Source organism: uncultured Merdimonas sp., from assembly GCF_963929015.1.
In the GTDB taxonomy this organism is placed as follows: Bacteria; Bacillota; Clostridia; order Lachnospirales; family Lachnospiraceae; genus Merdimonas.
Genome location: NZ_CAWVHE010000012.1, coordinates 26,177 through 47,522 on the forward strand (window position 1 = coordinate 26,177; position 21,346 = coordinate 47,522).

21 protein-coding genes are annotated in these 21,346 nt (G+C 38.1%); 19 read left to right on the plus strand and 2 right to left on the minus strand.

Annotated features, from left to right (window positions below):
* Positions 1-11 precede the first annotated feature (11 nt).
* The 19 genes from ABGT54_RS06390 (at position 12) to ABGT54_RS06480 (ending at position 19,662) form a co-directional block, all read left to right on the plus strand.
* Positions 12-986: an ATP-grasp domain-containing protein gene (locus ABGT54_RS06390; protein WP_346663319.1), complete on the plus strand. Its 975-nt coding sequence runs from the start codon at positions 12-14 to the stop codon at positions 984-986.
* Positions 987-1,017: 31 nt separating this feature from the next.
* Entirely contained in the window at positions 1,018-1,659 is a 642-nt protein-coding gene (locus ABGT54_RS06395; protein WP_346663320.1) for an HAD family hydrolase, read from the plus strand.
* A gap of 38 nt (positions 1,660-1,697) precedes the next feature.
* Positions 1,698-2,579: a beta-1,6-N-acetylglucosaminyltransferase gene (locus ABGT54_RS06400; RefSeq protein WP_346663321.1), complete on the plus strand. Its 882-nt coding sequence runs from the start codon at positions 1,698-1,700 to the stop codon at positions 2,577-2,579.
* Between the two features lie 24 nt (positions 2,580-2,603).
* The gene (locus ABGT54_RS06405) at positions 2,604-3,671 is read left to right on the plus strand and encodes a glycosyltransferase family 2 protein (protein ID WP_346663322.1); all 1,068 of its coding nucleotides are present in this window, start codon (positions 2,604-2,606) and stop codon (positions 3,669-3,671) included.
* Between the two features lie 14 nt (positions 3,672-3,685).
* Positions 3,686-4,831, plus strand: coding sequence for a hypothetical protein (locus tag ABGT54_RS06410; protein WP_346663323.1), 1,146 nt, complete (start codon positions 3,686-3,688; stop codon positions 4,829-4,831).
* Positions 4,832-4,897: 66 nt separating this feature from the next.
* On the plus strand, positions 4,898-6,136 hold the full coding sequence (locus tag ABGT54_RS06415) for an O-antigen ligase family protein (RefSeq protein ID WP_346663324.1): 1,239 nt from the start codon (positions 4,898-4,900) through the stop codon (positions 6,134-6,136).
* A gap of 89 nt (positions 6,137-6,225) precedes the next feature.
* The gene (locus ABGT54_RS06420) at positions 6,226-7,446 is read left to right on the plus strand and encodes a nucleotide sugar dehydrogenase (protein WP_346663325.1); all 1,221 of its coding nucleotides are present in this window, start codon (positions 6,226-6,228) and stop codon (positions 7,444-7,446) included.
* Positions 7,447-7,465: 19 nt separating this feature from the next.
* Positions 7,466-8,425, plus strand: a complete 960-nt coding sequence (locus tag ABGT54_RS06425) for a glycosyltransferase (RefSeq protein WP_346663326.1) — start codon at positions 7,466-7,468, stop codon at positions 8,423-8,425.
* Between the two features lie 54 nt (positions 8,426-8,479).
* Complete coding sequence (locus ABGT54_RS06430) at positions 8,480-9,985, plus strand: lipopolysaccharide biosynthesis protein (RefSeq protein WP_346663327.1); 1,506 nt, start codon at positions 8,480-8,482, stop codon at positions 9,983-9,985.
* Positions 9,963-11,069 (plus strand): sugar-transfer associated ATP-grasp domain-containing protein, encoded by a 1,107-nt coding sequence (locus ABGT54_RS06435; RefSeq protein ID WP_346663328.1) that lies wholly within the window; start codon positions 9,963-9,965, stop codon positions 11,067-11,069. The genes ABGT54_RS06430 and ABGT54_RS06435 overlap by 23 nt, the downstream gene beginning before the upstream one ends.
* 73 nt (positions 11,070-11,142) lie before the next feature.
* Complete coding sequence (locus ABGT54_RS06440; protein WP_346663329.1) at positions 11,143-12,396, plus strand: hypothetical protein; 1,254 nt, start codon at positions 11,143-11,145, stop codon at positions 12,394-12,396.
* A 13-nt stretch (positions 12,397-12,409) separates the two neighbouring features.
* A complete protein-coding gene (locus tag ABGT54_RS06445) occupies positions 12,410-13,771 on the plus strand; it encodes an MmgE/PrpD family protein (protein WP_346663330.1) in 1,362 nt (453 codons plus the stop codon).
* Between the two features lie 11 nt (positions 13,772-13,782).
* Positions 13,783-14,916: a tyramine oxidase subunit B gene (locus tag ABGT54_RS06450; RefSeq protein WP_346663331.1), complete on the plus strand. Its 1,134-nt coding sequence runs from the start codon at positions 13,783-13,785 to the stop codon at positions 14,914-14,916.
* Between the two features lie 23 nt (positions 14,917-14,939).
* Positions 14,940-16,049: a DegT/DnrJ/EryC1/StrS family aminotransferase gene (locus ABGT54_RS06455; protein ID WP_346663332.1), complete on the plus strand. Its 1,110-nt coding sequence runs from the start codon at positions 14,940-14,942 to the stop codon at positions 16,047-16,049.
* 96 nt (positions 16,050-16,145) lie between these two features.
* Complete coding sequence (gene wecB, locus ABGT54_RS06460; RefSeq protein WP_346663333.1) at positions 16,146-17,267, plus strand: UDP-N-acetylglucosamine 2-epimerase (non-hydrolyzing); 1,122 nt, start codon at positions 16,146-16,148, stop codon at positions 17,265-17,267.
* Between the two features lie 27 nt (positions 17,268-17,294).
* Positions 17,295-18,308: a PD-(D/E)XK nuclease family transposase gene (locus ABGT54_RS06465; RefSeq protein WP_346663334.1), complete on the plus strand. Its 1,014-nt coding sequence runs from the start codon at positions 17,295-17,297 to the stop codon at positions 18,306-18,308.
* A 105-nt stretch (positions 18,309-18,413) separates the two neighbouring features.
* A complete protein-coding gene (locus ABGT54_RS06470) occupies positions 18,414-18,653 on the plus strand; it encodes an ATP-binding protein (RefSeq protein WP_346663335.1) in 240 nt (79 codons plus the stop codon).
* On the plus strand, positions 18,650-19,168 hold the full coding sequence (locus ABGT54_RS06475; protein WP_346663336.1) for a hypothetical protein: 519 nt from the start codon (positions 18,650-18,652) through the stop codon (positions 19,166-19,168). Before ABGT54_RS06470 ends, ABGT54_RS06475 begins: the two co-directional genes overlap by 4 nt.
* Entirely contained in the window at positions 19,120-19,662 is a 543-nt protein-coding gene (locus ABGT54_RS06480; RefSeq protein WP_346663444.1) for an ATP-binding protein, read from the plus strand. Before ABGT54_RS06475 ends, ABGT54_RS06480 begins: the two co-directional genes overlap by 49 nt.
* On the opposite strand, the gene ABGT54_RS06485 is transcribed toward ABGT54_RS06480, so the two are convergent.
* Positions 19,659-20,663, minus strand: coding sequence for an asparaginase (locus tag ABGT54_RS06485; protein WP_346663337.1), 1,005 nt, complete (start codon positions 20,661-20,663; stop codon positions 19,659-19,661). The genes ABGT54_RS06480 and ABGT54_RS06485 overlap by 4 nt on opposite strands.
* Positions 20,660-21,307, minus strand: coding sequence for a YkgJ family cysteine cluster protein (locus ABGT54_RS06490; RefSeq protein ID WP_346663338.1), 648 nt, complete (start codon positions 21,305-21,307; stop codon positions 20,660-20,662). Before ABGT54_RS06490 ends, ABGT54_RS06485 begins: the two co-directional genes overlap by 4 nt.
* Positions 21,308-21,346 lie beyond the last annotated feature (39 nt).

Consider the following 21,346-nt stretch of genomic DNA (forward strand, 5'->3'; position numbering starts at 1 on the left):
GGAAAATTCAAATGAAAATACTATTTACAAGCATTGGTCGTCGAGTGGAATTGATCCAGAGCTTTAGAAATGCAGCAGAACAATTAAACACGGAGTTGACAATTGTTGGAGCAGATATTGTAGACTCAGCCCCGGCATTATATTTTTGTGATGAAATAAAAATTGTACCAAAGATTGAAAACAAGCAATACATACCTGTGCTTCTTGATATCTGTGAACATGAAAAAGTAGATTGTTTGATCCCTACTATAGATACTGACTTGCTTTTGCTTAGTGAGAATAAAGAGAAGTTTGAGACTGTTGGGACAAAAGTGCTCATTTCAGCAATTGAAAAAGTAAAGTTGTGCAGAGATAAAAATTACACTGCAGATTATTTTCGCTCGCTTGGACTGCAATCCCCACAGCCAGTAAACACAGTTGAAAAATACGAAGAGGAAATAAAGGAGGGGAAAGTAGGATTTCCTGCCTTTATCAAGCCGAAAGATGGCAGTTCAAGCATTAATGCTTATAGGGTTGAGGATATGGAAGACTTAAAAGTATATGCAGAAAAGATAGGTGAGTATATTATTCAGCCGTATATTTCGGGTAAAGAATATACCATAGATATTTTTTGCGATTATGAAGGGAATCCGATTTATATTACGCCAAGGGAAAGATTAGCTGTCAGAGCAGGGGAAGTCTTAAAAACAAAAATCACGCAGGATGATATTATGATAGCTGAGATGCAAGTTCTAATTAAGGATTTTAAACCTTGTGGACAAATTACGGTTCAGCTTATCCGTGATGAAGTAAGTGGTGTAGATTACTATATTGAGATCAACCCGCGTTTTGGAGGTGGCGCGCCGTTAAGTATTAAGGCGGGAGCGGATAGCGCCAAAGCAGTAATTCAGATGCTAAACGGAGAAAAATTAAACTATGTGGAAAAGGCGGCGAAAGATGGTGCTGTTTATAGCCGATTCGATCAAAGCATTTGTGTGAGTCAGTAATTATTAAAACTGGTTTTATGAGAAAGAGAACATGATTGAAATAACAGAAATTACAGAAACAATAAAATATGTAGACGGATTGTCTGTAGTTGTTTTTGATTTGGATGATACTCTTTATAGTGAGAAACAGTATGTTCGTAGTGGATATTGTGCAGTTGCAAAAGTGATCCCACAGATAAACGATATGGAAAAAAAATTGTGGGAAGCCTTTACAGCTGGTAATCCTGCGATAGATACAGTATTAAAAAAAGCAGGTGTTTACACAGAAGAATTAAAGAATTATTGCCTTACTATATACCGGACGCACAAACCAGATATTTCTCTTTACGATGGCGTGATTGATATGTTGAAAGAGTTGCATGAAAGAGGAGTAAATATAGGTATTATTACAGATGGCCGGCCGGAAGGACAGAAAGCAAAGATAGAGGCCCTTGGATTAGAAACGATGGTTGATGAAATTATCATTACAGATGAGCTGGGTGGAGGTGAATATCGAAAACCTTGCGATAAAGCGTTTCGGCTTATGGGAGAGAGAATCGGAAAAGGGCGATATTCAACCATGTGTTATGTTGGAGATAATATTAAAAAGGATTTTATAGCACCAGAAAAACTTGGAATGAAAGTTATCTGGTTTAAAAACAAAGATGGGTTGTATGTTACAGAGAAAAACTAGAATAGAAAGGTATACGGATATAAATGAGTAATGTTAAAATGGCATATTTACTAACATGCCATAAGAATCCTGAACAAATAAATATGTTTATTAAGCAATTGCTTTCTTATGGCGATTGCGATGTGTATATTCATGTCGATAGTAAAAATAAAGAAATAGTAAAAAAAATTTATAGTAATGAAAGAGTTCATTGTTATAGCAAATATGATGTCAGATGGGGAAGCGTTGAAATTGTTCTGGCGGGATTGTATTTAATGAAAAAGGCTCTTGAATCGGGAATTGACTATACTCATATGTATTTTGGATCCGGACAAGATTTTTTGGTAAAGAAAGGCTTATATGAGCATTTAGAAAAGACAAATAAGAGTGTTTATATTCATATAAATGGAAAAGTAAAAACAAGAGACAGAGCCGCAGCAAGGTATAAAATTGAGTGGCCAAGAAAGCTGATGATCCGAAATGATTTTCATATTTACCGTTTTGTAAGAATTGCATTTCAAATGCTTCATCGTATTGGTATAGATATATATCCAAATAAAAAAATATTAAAAAATAAAGTAGATTTCTATGATGGCCATACATGGTTTATAGCGAAAACAGAAGTCATAAGATATATTCTGGATTATGTACAGAAGAATCCGGATTATATCAAGTACTGGGCAAAAAGTTTAGCAGCTGATCTGATGTTTTTTCATACAATTATTATGAATTCGCCGTATAAAAATGATACTGCAGAAGAACTTATGTATGTGAATTTTGGAAAGACTTTCGGAACAATGAACCATCCAAGTACAGTTAAGGTTAACGACTTAAAGAAAATAGAAACCGGGAACTGGTATTGCGCCAGGAAATTTGAATTATATGAAAGCGAAGCATCAAGAGAGGCAATAATAAGATGCCTGGAACACACCATGGAATAATTAAAGATCGAAGAGGATTATAAGATGGACGATTTGGTAAGTATTGTGATACCTGTATATAATGCGGAACAATATATAGAAAGATGCGTTCAAGAATTGATACAACAAACACATAAAAATATAGAAATTATTTTAGTCAATGATGGTTCAACAGACAGTACCGGTTTTTTGTGTGATTTGCTTGCCTCCCGGTTAAATAATGTAAAATGTTTACATCAGGAAAATATGGGGGTAAGCAGCGCGAGAAATCGCGGCACACAGATAGCGACCGGAAATTACATCATGTATATGGATGCGGATGATTATCTTGTTAGTACAGCTATTAGTGAGGGACTTAAGTACATTCATAAATTTTGTGTGGATATGGTGATTGCACGCGAAATAGAGATAAATCAAAATCAGAGGATGGATATAACACCTTTATCAAGCAGCAAATATACAATCTTAAACAGTGAGGAATTTGACGAATTAAGAAGAAAATATCTGGGCTTTTCTTCTTTAAAATTAGACAGTCTTGCAGAGAAAGGAACGATATCTGGGGGGCCATGCGAACGGCTTATCCGGGCAGAAATAGCAAAGGATACAGAATTTCCTTTGGACGTCCCGTTGGGCGAAGATAAATTATGGAATCTTCGGTTATTAAATAAATGTAATACAGTGTGTGTGCTTGGAGCTTGTTGGTATAAGTATATTATTTATAATGATTCGGCTGTAAGGAAGTATCATGGCAATCGACGGGAAAAAGGGGAACTATTTATCCGAACTCTTTATTTGGAAAATAAGGGGTTTTGCGATACTAATAAGAATATTTTCCTTGAGAATATAGCAATTATGTTATATTGTGTTGCTTTTTACGATTTGATATCGGAAGAGTGCCCCATGTCTAATAAAGAAAAAAAAGTATATATAGCTGAAATGATAGGGAAAAGTCCATGGAAAATTCTTTGGAAGAAGCCAAATAATAAATATTTGTCAGTTGCACATAGGCTTATGCTTCCACTATATACAACCGGTCAATGGATTTATCCGCTCACCATCTATAAAAAGATAAAGACAGTTTTAAAAAATCAAAGAAGTAAGAAAAAAATGTAGTTCAGGTGAAAATGATGAATATTTTGTATATAACTTCCAGAGCAATAGAAATTAATGCTTCGTCTTCTATTAGAAATATAGCAACAATTAAAGGGTTGGTAGAGAATGGGCATAATGTAACATTATGTTCTATGAGACCAGATAATAATGGGAAATATTATGATAATAAAATAGCAGACGTAAATATAAAAAGAATATATTTTGAGTCTGCAATGAAGACTGCAATTAAAACTGCAAATAGATTTAATATCTTTCACACAAAATTGTATAGAATGATTCGTGGTAAAAGAATTTATGATAGCAGTAAGCAGATTATTAATCATGTAGACGAAGTGGACATATCAGAATATGATTTAGTAATATCTTCATCGGATCCGAAAACATCTCACTTGTTTGCGGAAAAATTATTTGAAAAAAACGGAAAGAGAACAGCGTGGATACAGATATGGGGCGATCCATTTGCTTCTGATATGACAATAAGCGGAAGTAAAAACTATATGAAGAAAATTGAAAAAGAAGAGCACCGTTTATTATCTAAATGCGATAGCGTTATATATGTGTCCTCAGCCACTTTGGATGCACAAAAGAACAAATATCCAGATGCCTCAAAAAAAATGCACTATTTGCCGATTCCTTATCTGAAAAAAGTAATATCTGTGCAGAGAGAAAATGAAAGCACAAACGTGGTGAAACTCGCATATTGTGGTGACTATCTAAGCCATATCAGAAATATTGTTCCGCTCTATGATGCTGTAAGTAATTTGCAAGGCTATTCTATGCGTATCTGTGGAGATTCTGATATAACACTGAACCCAGTTGAAAATATTCAAGTGAGTGGGAGAGTTCCTTATCAAGAAGTATCTAGAATAGAAGATAGTGCTGATATACTGGTGTTGATTTGTAATCTTTTTGGAACGCAGATCCCTGGTAAAATATATCAGTATTCAGGGACCGATAAACCTATTCTATTTATTCTTGACGGGAATCAAAAGGTTATAATGCAACAATTTGAAAAATACGGAAGATTTGACTTTTGCAGCAATGATTCAAATGAAATACGCAAAAAGTTAGTTGAAATTACAAAAAGCAAAAAAAAGCATACACCAGTAGAAGAATTTTCGCCCAAAATAGTTGCTTCTGGAATTTTAAAAACGATTTAAAAAACAGACAACAGAACATATATTGTCATTTGTAAATTAAAGATATGTGGAAGAAAGGTTTCAATTGTGACTGCTGATAGATTAAATTTTACTAAAATTAGGATTAATACGGAATCCCGGATTCAAATGTTAATTATATACTTTTGGATTTATTCATCATTTATTAGTTATGGGATTGTTTTTGGCTGTAGAATTCTTGGGATTGGAGAACAAATAGCACATATTCTAATCAGATGCTTTACAGTGCTAATAGTGCTTTTAGCCCTTCAGTCCTGTTTTGTATATATTAAATTGCGGCATTTGTTGTTTTACATTGTAATATTTGGTTTATATATGATTTCTTATCGGGTGTATCCATTGAATGCAGGGGCTATGGATAATAATTTTTCACTTTTCTTTTTATCTGTTTTGCCGCTTTTCTTTTTGGGTGCAATGCTTGGTAAAGTGCGAATCCCATATGAGACGTTGTTGATGTTTTCTCGTTGTATCATTGTTTTTTTCCTGCTTCTAACGCTTCTTTTTTCTGATTCGGGTACTGGTGATTACGAAATGGGGAAGGCATATAATTGCCTACCTTCTATTATGTTGGTTTCATATAGCTTCCTGAAAGAAGAAAAATTGCAAGACATTTTTTTTGTGATTTTAGGCATTGCATTTTTACTTATTTGTGCTACCAGAGGCCCCATATTATTATATGCGATTTTTATGCTACTACAATTATTTTTCCTTAAGAGGCAATACCGATATGTATATGGCGGGGCATTGATATTGTTATTAGTACTATTCTTTTCGCCTATAGGAAGGTTGGTGATGGAAGGAATTCTATCATTAATGGATAAAATGGGATTTAATACCCGAATCTTTGATATGTTTTTAAGCAGGAATTTAACAGATGATAATGGAAGGAATTGGCTGACAGATGCAGTATTTGCAATGATTAGTAGACAGCCCTGGCGTGGGAACGGGATTTTTTCAGATCGTCGTGCTACAGCTGCTATCGGAATAGGTGGAACAGAAGGAAGTTATGTACACAATCTTATTTATGAGTTTTGGTGTGATTTTGGATATGCTTTAGGAACTATACTGCTTTTACTTCTTGTTTTCGCAATAATTAAAATATTAAAAGGTACCGCAAAAGATGCTAATTTTAAGATTATTTTTTCTATATTAGCGTTGTGCTATATAGGTAAGTTATTTATGAGTAGTTCATTTCTGATTGAGCCAGGATTTTGGCTGTGTATTGGAGTTTGTTATGAGGGTATGTTTAGTAATAGAAAACGGAAAAGAATAAGAATATGTGTATAAAAATAAGCAAAAGAGAGGGATATTTTTTAATAATTAACGAACAAAATAGAAGGAAACAAATCAGATAAAAGATAAAGGAGAAGATCAAAATGGTGAATGTAATAGGATTAGGATACATAGGTTTACCCACTGCGTTAATGTTAGCTTCTCATGGAGTGAAAGTTGTTGGAACAGACTACAATAAAGAGCTTGTGTCTACGTTAAACGCAGGGCACACGACATTTAAAGAGGACGGACTAGATGACCTTTTTGCGGAAGCTGTAAAAGCAGGTATCAAGTTCACTACAGAATATCAGGTGACAGATACTTATATTGTATCTGTGCCAACTCCATACGACAAGTTTTCTAAGAAGGTGGACGCTTGCTATGTGGTAGCGGCTGTTAAGGATGTCATGAAAGTTTGCCCGAAAGGCGCAACGGTGGTAATTGAGTCTACGGTATCACCTGGAACAATTGACAAGTATATACGTCCCGTGATCGAAGAGAATGGTTTTGTTATAGGTGAGGATATTAATCTGGTTCACGCCCCGGAACGTATCATTCCGGGCAATATGGTTTATGAGTTACTTCACAACAACCGTACAATTGGAGCAGACGACAAAGCTATAGGTGAGAAAGTTAAAGCGCTTTATGCGTCTTTCTGCCAGGGAGAAATTGTTGTGACTGATATCCGTACGGCAGAGATGACAAAGGTAGTGGAAAATACATTTCGTGCTGTGAATATTGCATTTGCTAATGAGTTGGCAAAGATATGTCGTCATGACAATATGGATGTGTATGAGATCATTCGGATCTGTAATATGCATCCGCGAGTAAATATCCTGCAGCCGGGACCGGGAGTTGGAGGTCATTGTATCTCTGTAGATCCTTGGTTTTTAGTAGGAGATTATCCAAGCCTTGCAAAAGTAATTGATGAGTCTATGAAGACCAATGATGGCATGCCTGATTTTGTGCTCAATCGTATATACGAAATAATGAAAGAAAATGACATGACCGATATTAGTAGAGTTGGGCTTTATGGATTGACATACAAAGAAAATGTAGATGATATGCGGGAGAGTCCCACACTACAGTTACTGGAGAGTCAGGAGAGACATCTTGCAAATGGTTTGAAAGTTTATGATCCTTTTATAAAAAATAACGTAGTGGAAAACCAATATCATAATCTTGATACTTTTCTTAATGATATTGATATAATTGTCATCATGGTTAAGCATGATGAGATAAAAAATAGTATTGATAAGTTAAAATCCAAGGTGGTTCTTGATTGCCACAATATTATTAGTCTACCAGGCGTATACCATATTTAGATATAAGGAGAGACAATAGATGAATAATATTATGGTTACAGTTTATTGTACGACGTATAATCATGAAAAATATATCAGGGATGCGTTGGATGGCTTTGTTATGCAAGAAACAAATTTCCAATTTGAAGTGCTGGTACATGATGATGCATCGACGGATGGAACTGCAAAAATAATAAAAGAATATGAAGAAAAGTATCCTTCGATTATTAGAGGAATTTATCAAAAAGAGAATTTATTTTCAAAAAAAGTAGATAGAACCTATAAATTTATGCTACCTGCTACAAATGGGAAATATATTGCTCTATGTGAAGGGGATGATTATTGGACTGATAAAAAAAAGCTACAAGCACAAGTGGATTATATGGAGTCGCATCCAGAATGCTCATTGGTTGCTCATGAAGCGATTATTAGTATAGAGTCAACAGGAGAAGAAAAGAGATATACAAATTATGATTTTCATAAAAATGGAGAGATAAGTGTTGATCAAATAATAAATGATCAATGGTTTTTCCCAACAGCATCTATGATGTTTGCGACAGACTTTTTTTATAGAAATAAAGAATTTTTGACAACACATCCATATTATGATTATTTGTTGAAAATTATGCTTGCAATAGAAGGGAAAATATATGTAATACCCCGTGTTATGTCTGTGTATCGCATGGGAACCAGTGGATCATGGACTAACCGTGTCGCAAACAATAATGAAAAATATATAAAGCATGAAGAAGTGGCAGTTAGAAATCTTCTGGCATTAGATGAATATTCAGATTATAAATACCATAAACAATTGTATCATGCAGTTTTGAAACGTAAATTTCACATCGAGCAATTGAAGGGTAATTATTCAAAGCTTAGGAAACCTCCCTATAGAGACATCTATAGAGATCTGAAACTGAAAAGACGAGTTGCAATACGGATCAAAGAGTTTTCTCCTAATTTGTTTGCTTGGATCAGAAAGCATATTGTGAGACAGTAAAGAGTAAAATATTTTGCATTGCAACGCCTGAAAAGGAGAAATTTATTTTTTAAAATGTCGATAGATAATAGGAATAATAGAATAAACAAGGAAGATGTTGCGTCAAACTTCCTTTGGAGATTTATGGAACGCTGTGGAGCGCAAGGGGTTTCATTTATTGTTTCGCTGGTTTTAGCGCGGTTAATTGCGCCCGAAGCTTATGGTACAATAGCGCTCGTAACGGTATTTACAAGAATTTTAGAAGTTTTTGTAGATAGTGGTATGGCAAATGCACTGATACAAAAAAAGGAAGCTGATGAGTTGGATTTCTCAACAGTTTTTTTCTTTAATACATTCATATGTGTGTTCATATATGTATGTTTGTTTGCTCTTGCACCATGGATTGCCCTGTTCTATGAGCGGCCTGATTTGACGAAAATTATTCGTGTCTTATCACTTACACTGGTCATTTCTGGTGTACGAAATGTTCAGCAGGCATATGTTTCAAAGACCATGCAATTTAAGAGATTCTTTTTCGCTACAATTGGCGGAACTGTTGCATCTGCTGTAATAGGTATTGTAATGGCATACTTTGATTTTGGAGTATGGGCTTTGGTTGCACAACAATTAGTCAATACTGGTATTGGCACTTTGATTCTGTGGTTCGCAGTAAAGTGGCGTCCTAAAAGAATTTTCTCAATTGAACGTTTAAAAAGTCTCTTTTCCTACGGCTGGAAATTATTAATATCTGCTTTACTTGAAAGAGGATACAACGAACTTAGATCTTTAATTATCGGAAAAATGTATTCTCCGATAGATTTGGCATATTATAATCGTGGAAATCAATTTCCCAATGTCATAGTAACTAATATCAATACTTCTATTGACAGTGTACTATTTCCCACAATGTCAGCAGAACAATACCATAAAGACCGGGTATGTGCAATGACTCGCCGTGCGATTAAAACAAGTAGCTACATTATGATGCCGATTATGGTGGGACTTGCTGTGTGTGCAGAACCAATAGTTAGTTTGATTCTGACAGATAATTGGCTTCCTTGCGTACCTTATTTAAGAATTTTCTGTTTTACATATGCTTTTTATCCTATTCATACCGCAAATCTGAATGCGATAAAGGCAATGGGACGCAGTGATATTTTTTTAAGGTTGGAAGTTATCAAGAAGATTATTGGTCTGATTGTTCTTAGTATATCTATGTGGTTTGGGGTGCTTTGGATGGCGTATAGCTTATTGTTGACTACATTACTTAGTAGTATCATTAATGCCTTCCCAAATCGTCATTTATTAGGCTATAGCTACATCACGCAGATAAAAGATATGTTGCCTCAGATTGTTTTGTCGTGTGTGATGGGAGGGATTGTGTATTGTATTCAGTTCCTTGGCTTTGAGAGGAGCATTACATTGTTTGTTCAGATTTTGAGTGGTGCTTTCATATACATAATCGGTTCATGGATATTTAAATTGGAAAGTTTTAGCTATATTTATAATATGATAAGAGAGTATTTTGAAAAAAAGAAAACCAAGGAGGAAAATCTTTATGGAAATCGAAATAACAGATAAAGTTGAACGAATGGAGTTTGTAGGGGAACAACTTATGAATTGTCATCCCGAAATTTATACAGCAAAAATGATATCAACTTTGAAAGCGACGATCTATAAATATTTAGGGAGAATTTCACCAGAGCAAGAAATGAAATTGCTTTATAGATCCATTTATGATTATTGGGTATATGGAAACAGTTGTGATGAAGAATTTTATTATAGATTTTCAGAAAAAACGCATGAAGAAAAGAGTCAATATATGACCTTTCGCTTAAGAGAAAAATATTGCAAACGTTTGAATCCCGGTGATGCCAGTGTGTTTGTTGATAAATATAAAACTTATCTTAAATTTAAAGATTATTATTTGAGAGATGTTATTGAGATAACAGGCGAAGAAGATTACGGAGAATTTCTTGAATTTGTACAAGAACATAAATCTTTTGTTGTAAAGCCGAAAGATCTGGCCTTTGGCCTTGGGATATATGTAGTAAGAGAAAATGATTATACGGACTACAAAGAACTGTTTAAAAGTATTTTAGAGTCCGGAAAGAGAAATAAAAGAGATGTGATCTGGGCAAAAACAGATAGCATTGTTTTGGAGGAAATAATTGAGCAGGATGAAAGGATGGCAATGATACATCCTGATTCTGTAAATGGTGTGAGAATAACTACTGTAAAAGATAATAACAAGATAACTATATTGAATCCATGGCTTAAGATTGGTGCAAATCATCAGTTTGTAACAAGCGCAGTTTGCGGGACAATGGATGCTGGTATCAATGAGCATACCGGAATTGTTGAAACTAATGGATATAAAGAAAATGGTGAAAACTACGAATTTCATCCAGATACACACATACGAATACCAGGATTTAAAATACCCAGATGGAACGAACTGGTTTCGACAGCAAAAGAAATTGCTAAGGTGTTGCCAGATATTAATTATGTAGGATGGGATTTTGCACTTACCCCTAAAGGGTGGAGTATCATAGAAGCTAATTATGATGGCGATTTTATGTGGCAGCTATATTACGAAAAAGGAATGAAAAGAGAGTTTGAGGAATTAATCCATTTCAAATTAGATGGATTTTGGTGGCAATAGGTCCAATTATAGTAGCTGGAGAAATGACAGATAGAAGGCGGTATCCTGATCATAAACAGGAAGAAAGGAAAGAATGATGACTTTACGAGGGAAAAAATTGCTGCTTCTTGCTGGAGCAGGAGTACATACTAAAGTTGTTAAGGCAGCAAAAGAAATGGGAATCTATACTATAGTTACTGATTATTTAGAAGATTCTCCGGCAAAAAAAATTGCTGATGAGGCATGGATGATAAATATCACCGATGTCGATGCAATAGTCAAGAAATGTAAAGAAGAGAAAATTGACGGTGTAATGAATTTCTGCATTGATCCGGCGCAGAAGCCATATCAGGAGATATGTGAAAGATTAAATCTTCCTTGTATAGGCACAAAAGAATCTTTTGAAATATTAACTGATAAGAGAAAATTTAAAGATTATTGTTTAAAACATGACGTAGATGTGGTTCCAGAGTATTCTGCAGAAGATATAGAGTCAGGGAAAGTAGAATATCCTATTTTTATTAAACCAACAAATAGCAGAGGATCAAGGGGACAAACAATTTGTTATACAAAAAAGGAAGCGATAGAAGGAATTGAGGTTGCAAAACAAGAATCCGCAGATGGGAAATTTGTTTGTGAAAAATATATGGGAGAGTGTCAGGATATAGGTTCGGCGTTTTATGTAGTAAACGGCGAACCTTATTTAGTTAAATTTGGTGACAGACATTTGGGGAAAAAGGAAGATAATCTTGAAAAGCAGGTTATTTGTACGCAATTACCGTCTGACAGTTCAGACATGTTTGAAAAGTATGTGTTGAATCGCGTTAAAGGAATGATTAAATCTTTAGGAATAAAATTTGGGCCTGTTTTTTTACAGGGATTCGTGGATGGAAATACAATCAGATATTATGATCCGGCTCAGAGAATGCCCGGAGGGGATTACGATATAATTCTTGAAAAAGTAACCGGGTTCAGCACCGTAAAATCCTGGATTAGATTTGCACTTACGGGGGATTTTTCTAAAAGTGTAGGAAATCCGGAAAACGCCTTTCGTTTAAATGGCGGAAAGGCGCTGTTGTTCACACTTTCTGCCAGACCGGGAATCGTAGGAGAAATTATTGGGATGGACGAGATAAGAAAATTACCATATGTCGTATATGCAAGACAGATTATAGAAAAAGGTGGAGTTATTCCAAATACGGGAGATATTGCACAGAGAGTTGCAGCGATCGGCGTTTATATTGAAAATCAGAATTTAATCAAAAAATGTGTTGATACAATTTATGAGACTTATAAGGTTTTAGATATACATGGGGAATCTATGATTATTTCTAAATATGAATTATAAGGAAGTGAGAAAAATGAACAATAGAAAATCTTGTGAAAAATTGTTAAATTTTATTAATTCGGATTTTAATATGTTCTCGTTAGAATGTCAAAAACAATCTCAAAAAATGTTTCTAGATTTGGTTGGTGCAATATGTGCAGGTGCTAAAAATAATTCAGCACAAACAATGGCAGATTATGTACAAAGAAATTATCCGAAGGGTTCATATACAATACTTGGGACGGGGGAAAAAACTAATCTGGTAGGGGGAGCATTGGCAAATGGAATGGCATCAAATGCGTTGGATTTAGATGATGGCTATTCACTTTTAAGGGGACACCCAGGAGCCGGTTTTTTTGGAGCATTGCTAACGGCTGCTGAAAATACAGAATGTACATATGCAGATTTTTTATCTGCAATTATTGTTGGATATGAAGTGTCAATACGTCAGGGGTATATAATTCGCGACTACTATGGATGGGATCACAGTTCGGGAAGTTATGGTACTTTTGCAACAGCAGCCGTTGTTGGGAAAATGTTAAAGTTAGACCGGGAAACTATGGAAATGGCGTTGGGGATTGCCGATTTTATTATGCCTGTTACTCCTGCTAAAAGATCCTGCTATATTCCATCCATGAATAAGGATGGAATATATTGGGGGCAGCATGCCGGTGCAGAGGCAGTAATGATGGCAAAAAGTGGAATTACCGGAAGAAATCCGGTTATATTAGATGATAAATATAAAGGATATATTGATAGCTTAGGCAGCAAATTTTATTTTTATGATTTATATATAAAGTTTTACTCCTGCTGCAGATGGGCACATAGCCCGATTAAAGCTGTCAAAGAGTTAATGTCACAATATAACATTGACGCAGCCGACATTATTAAAGTTGATATTTATTCTTTTGGGAACGCAGGAACTTTGTATAAAGAGGCTCCACAAAATGAAGATGAGGCACAGTACAATATTATTTATCCTATTATTGCTCAAATATTGTTTGGAAATTGCGGCCCGTTAGAAAGCAGCACAGAAAAAATGTTTGACCCAAGGGTTGAAAAATATATTGATTTAATTGAATTTCATCATGAACCAGAATACGATAAAGTTTTTCCGGCTCAAAGACTAAGCAGAGCAGAGATTACGGTTAAATCCGGAAGGATATATAAATCAAATGCCTATGAACCAGACGGTGATCATAACAAAGATGTAAGTGTGAATCAGATTATTGATAAAATTTACAAAATGAATGCAGAGTATACGTCAGAAAAGAATATCGAAGAGATGATTTCAAAAATTATGTATACAGATTATGAGGCGCCGTTTAGAGAAATTTTGCAGTCTATACAAAGGTGTGCGGCAGAAAATCGTATTCCAAAGGTAAAACATGTATAAGGAGAAAATTTATGAATAACGGGATTAGCTTTTTATATTTAGATGAAAATGCAATGATTAAAGCTGGTGTAAAAGATATGCACAAATGTATTCAGACTATGGAAGATATGTTTCTGCTTTTGCAAGAGGGAGATTATAGAATGGGAGGCGAAAAAGGAAACGAACACGGTATTCGCGTGTCTTTTCCCAAAGAATCAAACATAGTAGGAATGCCGCTTCATAAACCAGATTATAGATTTATGGCAATGCCAGCTTATTTAGGTGGCCGTTTTAAAGCATTTGGTATTAAAAGTTATGGATCAAACCCGGCTAATGTTCAATTGGGGCTACCACGATCTGTTTTGATGATGACATTAATGGATGTTTGTACTGGTGTTCCATTGGCGTATATGTCGGCAAATATATTGAGTGCGATGAGAACAGGGGCAACATCTGGAGTTGGAGCTAAATACTTATCGGTAAAAAATCCGAAAACAGTAACGATTATTGGTCCGGGAACAGTAAGCAGATATTCCTTATATTCTTTTATTACTTTATATCCTTCCATAGAAAAAATTAAAATCAAGGGCAGGAGCAAACAAGGAATCGACGATTTTATTTCTTATTGTAAAGAAAATTTTAAAATCATTAAAAGCTATGAAATATGCGATAAGATAGAAGATGCCTGTGGGGATTCAGATATTGTTTTTTTTGGAACTACTAACGCAGCAAACTATGAGGATAATCCAACTGTTCAGAAAGAATGGCTAAAGGCTGGTTCCTTGGTAATTGGAGCATCTGCCTTATTAGTAAATACAGATTTCCTGTCCAATGAAGATGTCAAAGTTATTTCTGATAACTATAAAATGTATGAGGAATGGGGAGAGGGGCAACCCTTACCTACGCAGAAAAATGTATCCACGCTTCTGGGAATGGGATTTTATGATGCGGTTGTCCAGGGAAAAATTAGAAGAGATTCCATTACGGAAATTGGAGAAGTACTTAAGGGAGAAAAAAGCGGAAGAGATAACGATCAGCAAATCATTCTTTATGCAGTGGGCGGAATGCCAATTGAAGACGTCGCATGGGGCTATGACTGTTATATGAATGCCGTAAAGAATAATATAGGTACTTCTTTAAAGTTGTGGGATAAACCTATGTTGTAAATACTGGAAGGAGGTAAATAGTAATGGATAATCCGATTTTGGTAACGCGTTCTTCTATGCCAGAATTAGACGAATATATGAATGAAATCGCAGATTTGTGGGAAAGTCATTGGCTAACAAATATGGGACCGAAGCATAAACTTCTTCAGGATGAACTAAAGAAGTTTATGGAGGTAGAAAATATAGATTTGCTAACGAACGGACATATGGCGTTGGAATTAACTCTTCAGGCATTAAATTTGCAAGGAGAAGTAATTACAACGCCGTTTACTTTTGCATCTACAACCCATGCAATTGTGCGGAACGGCCTGCAACCCGTTTTCTGTGACATTGATCCAGTTACATTTACAATGGATACGGAACGGCTGGAACAATTAATTACGGATCGGACTTGTGCGATTTTGCCAGTACATGTTTACGGAAATGTTTGCAATATAGAGGAAATAGAACGTATAGCGCATAAATATGAATTGAAGGTTGTATATGATGCGGCTCACACCTTTGGAGAGACTTATAAGGGAAAAGGAATCGGTTCCTTTGGGGACGCTTCTTGTTTTAGTTTTCATGCCACAAAAGTTTTTAATAGTATTGAGGGAGGAGCTGTTTGCTTTAAGGATAAACGTCTTGGAGAAACTCTTTATGAATTAAAGAATTTCGGTATTCATGGCCCGGAAGAGGTAAGTGCAGTTGGGGCAAATGCCAAGATGAATGAATTTTGTGCTTCTATGGGGCTGTGTAATTTACGTCATGTAGAAGAGGAAATTGAAAAAAGGAAGAAAATTGTAGAACGATATAGAGATTGGTTAGAAGGTGTAGAAGGTCTCCAATTAAATGTAGTACAAAAAGATGTGAAATCGAATTATTCATATTTCCCAATTATTATTGAAGAAAAGCAATTTGGCTCCAGTAGAGCAGAGGTGTTTGATAAGCTGGCAGAGCATGGTATAGGAGCCAGGAAGTATTTCTATCCGCTAACGAGTACATTTTCAGCTTTTCACGGACAGTTTAATGTATTGGAGACTCCAGTAGCTTTACATATTAGTAAGAGAGTATTGACGTTGCCTTTGTATGCAGATCTTAGTATGAAAGATGTAGATAGAATTTGCGAGATTATCATGGCGTGCAAGGGTTGATAATGTTGGCATGAAAGAAAATATATATTTTTTAATTGATTTCTGTGGAAAATTAATGGAATCAATTTTTTTGTCTAGAAGGAGAATGTCTATTTTATGAAAAAAATAATGTTGGTCTTCGGTACACGACCGGAGGCAATCAAAATGTGTCCGTTGGTAAATGAATTAAAAAAGCGTTCAGGCATCCAGACAATTGTCTGTGTTACGGCGCAGCATCGCCAGATGTTAGATCAGGTACTGGAAACATTTGGTGTAGTGCCGGATTATGACCTTGATATCATGAAGAACCGACAGACGTTATTTGATATTACGACTAATATTTTGGATAAGATCAAAGAGGTTCTGGAGGAAGTGAAACCGGATGTTGTTCTCGTTCACGGAGATACATCTACCACTTTTGTGACAGCGCTTGCATGTTTTTATCTTCAGATTCCGGTAGGACATGTGGAGGCAGGTTTGCGTACCTATAATATTTACTCGCCATATCCGGAAGAATTTAATCGTCAGGCGGTTGGTATTATTTCTCAATATAATTTTGCACCAACGCAGCTTGCAGCAGAGCATCTTACCCGGGAAGGTAAAAACCCAGAGACCATATATATTACTGGAAATACAGTAATCGATGCGATGCAGCATACAGTAAAGAAGGATTATACGCATCCGGAACTTGAATGGGTAGGGGACAGTAAACTTATTTTTATCACGGCACATCGCAGGGAGAATCTGGGAGAGCCGATGCACCATATGTTTCGGGCGATACGACGCGTGCTGGATGAGCATCAAGAATGCAAAGCTGTCTATCCGATCCATATGAATCCGGTGGTGCGTCAGGCGGCCGATGAGGAGCTGGGTGATTGTGACAGAATTCATATCATTGAACCGATAGAAGTTTTTGACTGTCATAATTTTGAGGCGCGCAGTTATCTTTGTCTGACTGATTCCGGTGGGATCCAGGAGGAATGTCCAAGCTATGGCGTCCCGGTACTTGTGATGAGAGATACAACAGAGCGTCCGGAAGGTGTAGAGGCGGGAACGCTGAAACTTGTTGGTACAGATGAAGAGGAGATTTACCGTACATTTAAGCTGCTCCTTGAAAACAGGGAAGAGTACGAAAAGATGTCTCATGCATGCAATCCCTATGGAGACGGACATGCCTGTGAGAGAATTGCAGATATACTGGGAAATGGCGTGTATACACCGTGGGAAGCGAAAAAATAGCTCTTTTACATATAGCTGACTGAAAATATGATCGTCACTTCAAATGAAGTGACGATTTTTTATAAACACACCTTTACTTTTTCGCTGTTATATGACATAATACCAGTAAGATCATTTGCCGGCAATGATAGGAATCAAAGAGCAACCGTTTACAACTTACCGATAAAAGAGAGGGATCAGATCATTAACAGAAGCAGCAGAATACCACGACAGCTTACGAAAGAGGAACGGATACGGGAGAATCTGCAGTTTACGCTGTTGAGCGATGCTTTTTTATCCGTAGCGCTGGAGGATCGGAAGGCGGCCCAGCATGTGCTGCGGATCTTAAGCGGAGACAAAGACCTTGTTTTGAAGCAGATAAAGACCCAATATACGATAGAAAAAGGCGCGGGAAGAGGCGCAAGACTGGATGTATTTGCAGAGGACCTAGAGGGGAAGTTTTATGTGGTGGAGATCCAACGCAGAAAAGAGAAGGACCCGCCCCGCCGGACCCGGTTTTACGGGGCTATGGCGGACAGTCAGTTCCTGGATAAGGGACGGACATTCCAGGAACTGCCCGGCCTGCAGATCTATTACGTCAGTGAGAAAGACATCTGGAAAGCATTTCAGACAGTTTATCCGGTACGGAAGTACCTGGGAGATGAGGGACTGGCATATGACGACGGCAGCAGTGTCACCTATGTGAATACCGAGGTGGACGACGGGTCGGAGATCGCGGCGTTGATGAAGTATTTTAAAACGGCAGATCCGGAGGATGACAGCCAGGGGGATCTGTCCAGGAGAGTCCATTACCTGAAGTGCGAGGAAGGGGGCATAGAATATATGTGTGAATTAACAGAAGCAATTGAGAGAAGAGGAGAGGCCAGAGGAGAAGCCAGGGGAGAAGCTCGTGGAGAAGCCAGAGGAGAAGTTCGTGGCAGGCAGAGAGTTGCTTTCAATCTTGCCAGTATGGGGATGACAGTAGATAAGATTGCCCAGGCGGTGGGAGAGACTGCTGCGGTGGTGCAGCAGTGGCTGGCCGGCGAGACGGAGAATGGCTAGAGTTTAAAGCTTGCTAAGTGTTTTGGAGAAAATATGCAGCAATTATACATGGAAACAGTAATGGGTGAAAAATAAGAGTTCAAAATTAAATCGGGGAGGAAATGTATGTCAGAAAACCAAAACACAGAATGGAAAGAATCCTGGCGAGATGAGTATCTGAAATGGATCTGTGGTTTTGCAAATGCTCAAGGCGGCAAGATATATATTGGAACCGATGACAATGGAAATGTCATTGGTGTGAAGGATAGTAAAAAGCTGTTGGAAGATATCCCTAATAAAGTGCGGGATATTCTTGGTATTATCGCAGCGGCAGTACAAAGCAACTTCTCAGAGGAGCTGCTTTGACAGAGTTTTTATTGTCTAAAACAGGATATAGCTGGGATGCAGTTCCGGTGGATGGCGTTACAGTTGACGATCTGGACAAAGAGAGTTTTGACATTTTCCGGCGAGAAGCTCTGCGAAGTGGTCGTATGACAGAAAAAGATCTGAATATGAGTAACGAGCAGCTTTTGGATAACCTCGGCCTTCTTGAACATGGCAAGCTGAAACGAGCAGCAATTCTCTTGTTTCATCGAAATCCGGAAAAGTGGGTTACGGGGGCATATATCAAAATCGGATATTTTGGCGAGGGCTCTGATCTGCGTTATCAGGATGAGATTCATGGTTCTCTGTTTATCCAGGCAGATAGAGTTATAGAACTGATATATCTAAGATATATGAAAGCAATGATATCTTACGATAACGTTACCAGAATTGAGACTTATCCGCGCTGGTTCCGATACAGATCCGGATACATGAGGACGCGGTATATATCAGTAATGACTGCGTTTTTCCGGTCGGATGGACTGTGGAAACATTGATGGAGCGTCATAGGTCGCAGCCCTATAATCCCAATATTGCTAATGGATTTTTCTGGGCAGGATACGTGGAAACGTGGGGGCGCGGGATAGAAAAAATATGTGAAGCCTGTAAAAAGCATGGTGTTCCAATGCCGGAATATACGCTTCATTTAGAAGATATTATGATGAAATTTACACCTTTAGGACAGCAGAACATTTTAAAAGATCAAAATGTCCTAATAAAAGACCCATTAAATGTCCTATTAGATAATTCTTTAGAGAAAATAGTATTATCAGCAATAAAAGAAAATTCTCATATAACGCAGGCGCAGCTTGCCACAAAATTAAATCGTTCTGACAGGCAAATAAGAAGAGTTATAAAAGAACTGAGAGAAAAAGGGATAATAGAGCGTATTGGTAGCCGCAAATCAGGACAATGGATTGTAAAACTGCCGGGTACAGGATGGGAAAAGATACCCGATCCTGCGCCCGACAGTTTTAAGCTATTCGATTAACGGATATCTTCCTGGCGGTCCAGGTTGATGACTTTCTCAAACAGATCCTGGATTTCCTCCCGGTCACGGGTCTGCCCCAGCACCCACATGATCTTGGCCACAATGGCTTCTGTGGTCATGTCTCCGGCCTGAAGGATGCCCGGATAGTCGCTGTATTTTTTGCCCACCTGGTAGACCTGAAGGTCGCAGCCTTCTTCCGGCACCTGCGTGGTAACAGCCAGAGTCTTTCCAGAATCCACCCAGTCAAAGATGGCTTTCTGGAAGGAGTCGTCATATTCCGGGATGCCGCCGATGCCAAAGGTCTCCAGGATGATGGCGTCATAATCTTCTTTTAGCAGATAGAAAATATTTGCTTTGACCTCCGGGGTCAGCTTCAGCACGAATACCCGGTCGTCCAGGTGGTGGTATGCTTTCAGATCGGAAGGTTCGGGGATCAGGCCGGTGTAGTGGCGGATGATCCGGTCGTCGTGGATGATGGCAAGGGGCGGGAAGTTCATGCTTTCAAAGGCGTCGAAGCTGCGGGTGCGCTGTTTCCTTGCCCGGGTGCCGATCACGGCCTTGCCGTTAAATACAATAGAGACCCTGCAGGAGTTGTCGTCCAGGGCATAGAGGATGCTCTGGTAAATATTTAGTTTTGCGTCAGTATAGGGGTCGCCCATGGGTTTCTGGGAACCGGTCAGTACGATGGGTTTCCTGGAGTCCTGGATCAGATAGGACAGGGCGGCCGCAGTGTAGGCCATGGTATCTGTCCCATGAAGAACCACAAAGCCGTCAAAGCTGTCGTAATGGGACAGGATTGTATCACTGATCATGATCCACTGCCTGGGACGCATATTGGTACTGTCAATGTTCATTAACTGAAGGACAGTCAGGTCGCATTTCTCTTCAATGCCGGGCACATTCGCCGCCAGTTCTTCCCCTGTCATGGCGGGAGTCAGCCCGTCTCCTCCTTCCTTGGAGGCAATGGTGCCTCCGGTTGCGATCATTAGTATTTTCTTCATTGTTCATTCAACCTCTCGTAAAATTGTTCGTAAAAATCCCGGTCTGCCCGGAAGGGGCGTACATAAAATGCAGTCAGTACGGACATGCTTAGTTGTTTGATGGTTTCTGGTCCTTCGGAAGCTGCCGCCTGTTCCTGCAGGCCTTTCAGATAATAATGCCAGTCGGAAATGTAGGCGTCGTAGCGTTTGACGTCCGGAGTGTCGATCCATTTGCGGACCTTAACTTTCGTCTTGTTTGGCTTAGGACATTCGTGAACCTGCAGAAAATATTGGAATCCTTTTCCGTCATAGTAGCGGCCCAGAGGAAAGATCCTGCAGATGCCGGGGCGGAAGGGATGGATGGAACAGCGTCCGCTGCTGTTCAGAAAAGTACAGGCTTCGTCTGGCCCTGCCATACGAAGATTGGGAAGGATGATCCCGTCTACGACCTGCAGTTCCAGGTGGGGGCCCAGAAGTTCTTCAAAAGATTTCCCCAGGCCAGTGGAGATCCGGTGGACATCCAGAGGATCCAGGACAATGGAAGTCCCCATGCCGCGGCAGCAGTCGCAGCAGCCTTCACATCCCTGGCAGTCCGCCTTCACCATGTCGCCAGGCTGATAAAATTTTCCGTCTGAAACTTCTGCAAAATCTATCTCACGAAGCATAATGATAAAATCCTTTCCGGTACAGAGATTTCCTGCGAA

Excerpts from the sequence above, each read along its gene's own strand:
- ABGT54_RS06390 (WP_346663319.1), top strand. The coding sequence starts at position 12 with ATGAAAATACTATTTACAAGCATTGGTCGTCGAGTGGAATTGATCCAG.
- ABGT54_RS06395 (WP_346663320.1), top strand. The coding sequence starts at position 1,018 with ATGATTGAAATAACAGAAATTACAGAAACAATAAAATATGTAGACGGA.
- ABGT54_RS06400 (WP_346663321.1), top strand. The coding sequence starts at position 1,698 with ATGGCATATTTACTAACATGCCATAAGAATCCTGAACAAATAAATATG.
- ABGT54_RS06405 (WP_346663322.1), top strand. The coding sequence starts at position 2,604 with ATGGACGATTTGGTAAGTATTGTGATACCTGTATATAATGCGGAACAA.
- ABGT54_RS06410 (WP_346663323.1), top strand. The coding sequence starts at position 3,686 with ATGAATATTTTGTATATAACTTCCAGAGCAATAGAAATTAATGCTTCG.
- ABGT54_RS06420 (WP_346663325.1), top strand. The coding sequence starts at position 6,226 with ATGGTGAATGTAATAGGATTAGGATACATAGGTTTACCCACTGCGTTA.
- ABGT54_RS06425 (WP_346663326.1), top strand. The coding sequence starts at position 7,466 with ATGAATAATATTATGGTTACAGTTTATTGTACGACGTATAATCATGAA.
- ABGT54_RS06430 (WP_346663327.1), top strand. The coding sequence starts at position 8,480 with ATGTCGATAGATAATAGGAATAATAGAATAAACAAGGAAGATGTTGCG.
- ABGT54_RS06435 (WP_346663328.1), top strand. The coding sequence starts at position 9,963 with ATGGAAATCGAAATAACAGATAAAGTTGAACGAATGGAGTTTGTAGGG.
- ABGT54_RS06440 (WP_346663329.1), top strand. The coding sequence starts at position 11,143 with ATGATGACTTTACGAGGGAAAAAATTGCTGCTTCTTGCTGGAGCAGGA.
- ABGT54_RS06445 (WP_346663330.1), top strand. The coding sequence starts at position 12,410 with ATGAACAATAGAAAATCTTGTGAAAAATTGTTAAATTTTATTAATTCG.
- ABGT54_RS06450 (WP_346663331.1), top strand. The coding sequence starts at position 13,783 with ATGAATAACGGGATTAGCTTTTTATATTTAGATGAAAATGCAATGATT.
- ABGT54_RS06455 (WP_346663332.1), top strand. The coding sequence starts at position 14,940 with ATGGATAATCCGATTTTGGTAACGCGTTCTTCTATGCCAGAATTAGAC.
- wecB (WP_346663333.1), top strand. The coding sequence starts at position 16,146 with ATGAAAAAAATAATGTTGGTCTTCGGTACACGACCGGAGGCAATCAAA.
- ABGT54_RS06465 (WP_346663334.1), top strand. The coding sequence starts at position 17,295 with ATGATCGTCACTTCAAATGAAGTGACGATTTTTTATAAACACACCTTT.
- ABGT54_RS06470 (WP_346663335.1), top strand. The coding sequence starts at position 18,414 with ATGTCAGAAAACCAAAACACAGAATGGAAAGAATCCTGGCGAGATGAG.
- ABGT54_RS06485 (WP_346663337.1), bottom strand. The coding sequence starts at position 20,663 with ATGAAGAAAATACTAATGATCGCAACCGGAGGCACCATTGCCTCCAAG.
- ABGT54_RS06490 (WP_346663338.1), bottom strand. The coding sequence starts at position 21,307 with ATGCTTCGTGAGATAGATTTTGCAGAAGTTTCAGACGGAAAATTTTAT.